This is a genomic window from Stenotrophomonas sp. STEN225 (assembly GCF_056756445.1).
In genome coordinates, this window is the sequence record NZ_JBRRBV010000040.1 from 1 (window position 1) to 1432 (window position 1432).

The window sequence follows — 1432 nt, forward strand, 5'->3', positions numbered from 1 at the left end:
TTCCGCCGGGCATGGCCCGGCGCCACCAGACACAAAAAAGCCCCGACCAGGGCCGGGGCTTTTCATCAAACATGGTGCCGGAAACAGGAGTCGAACCTGCGACCTACGCATTACGAATGCGCCGCTCTACCAACTGAGCTATTCCGGCCGAGCACGCGATTTTACGGGCTCCCCTGCCCGGTGGTCAATCCACCCTCGGTCAGCCTGCCTCCACCCGGTTCGCGCATGCCCGCCCGGCTGCGAAATCCGCCAAGTTGCCCAGCGTGATCGCCGAGATCTCCTGCAGGGCCTCCACGGTGAAGAAGCCCTGATGGCCGGTCACCAGTACGTTGGGGAAGGTCATCAGGCGCTGGAATGCTTCATCGTCGATGATTTCCCCGGAGAGATCCTGGAAGAACAGGGCGCTTTCCTGCTCGTAGACATCAATTGCCAGGTGGCCCAGCCGGCGTGATTTCAGCGCGCGGATGACCGCATGGGTATCGACCAGACCGCCACGCGAGGTGTTGACCAGCATGGCACCCGCTTTCATCTGCGCCAGCGACGCATCGTTGATCAGGTGATGGGTGTCCGCCGTCAATGGGCAGTGCAGCGACACGATGTCGGCGCGGGACAACAGCTCGGCCAGAGCCACGTTTTCTCCCAGCCCGACGAAGGATGCCGATGGACAGGGATCATGGCCCAGCACCGTGCAGCCCAGGCCCTTGAAGATGCGCGCCGTCGCCAGACCGATCTTGCCGGTGCCGACGATGCCGACGGTGCGGCCATGCAGGGTGTGCCCAAGCAGGCCATCGAGCATGAAGTTGCCTTCGCGCACGCGGTTGTAGGCGCGATGTGTCTGCCGGTTGAGGGTCATCACCAGGGCCAGTGCATGCTCGGCGACGGCCTCAGGTGAGTAGGCCGGCACGCGCGCGACGAACAGGCCCAGCGACGTCGCAGCGGCGAGATCGACGTTGTTGAAGCCGGCGCACCGCAGCAGCACGGCGCGCACGCCCTGAGCGTGCAGGGCCTGCAGCACAGGGGCATCAAGACGATCATTGACGAACACGCAGACGGCGTCGCAGCCCTGTGCCAGCGTGGCGGTATGCAGGTCGAGCGCGGCATCGAAGCAGACGAACGCGAAATCCTGTTCTGCGGCGCCGCGTTGATTGGCCTCGTCAAGAAAGCGGCGATCATAGGGCCGGGCGCTGAAGACTGCGATCTGCATGGAGGGGCCTGGGTGGAATTCCATGCCGAACCATACCGCAGCAGCGTGCGTCCTGGGATGGCACCGGCGATGCGGGCATCGCCGGTGCCGCCGGCCACTCAGAACCGGTAACCCAGGCCCAGCTGCACACCATTCTGCAGCTGGCCGTCGCGGCGCTCGCCCACATAGTCGACCATCACCGACAGCCGCTCGCTGGCCCGGCTGGTCACACCCAGGTTCCAGCTCAGC

1 protein-coding gene and 1 tRNA gene are annotated in these 1432 nt (G+C 65.0%); both read right to left on the minus strand.

Annotated features, from left to right (window positions below):
- Positions 1-72: 72 nt before the first annotated feature.
- Positions 73-148 (minus strand) — tRNA-Thr (locus ACVOJ1_RS18945).
- Positions 149-199: 51 nt separating this feature from the next.
- Positions 200-1204 carry a 2-hydroxyacid dehydrogenase gene (locus ACVOJ1_RS18950; protein ID WP_346480778.1) on the minus strand — a complete coding sequence of 335 codons (1005 nt, stop codon included), beginning with the start codon at positions 1202-1204 and terminating at the stop codon, positions 200-202.
- Positions 1205-1432: the final 228 nt, after the last annotated feature.

Excerpts from the sequence above, each read along its gene's own strand:
- ACVOJ1_RS18950 (WP_346480778.1), bottom strand. The coding sequence starts at position 1,204 with ATGCAGATCGCAGTCTTCAGCGCCCGGCCCTATGATCGCCGCTTTCTT.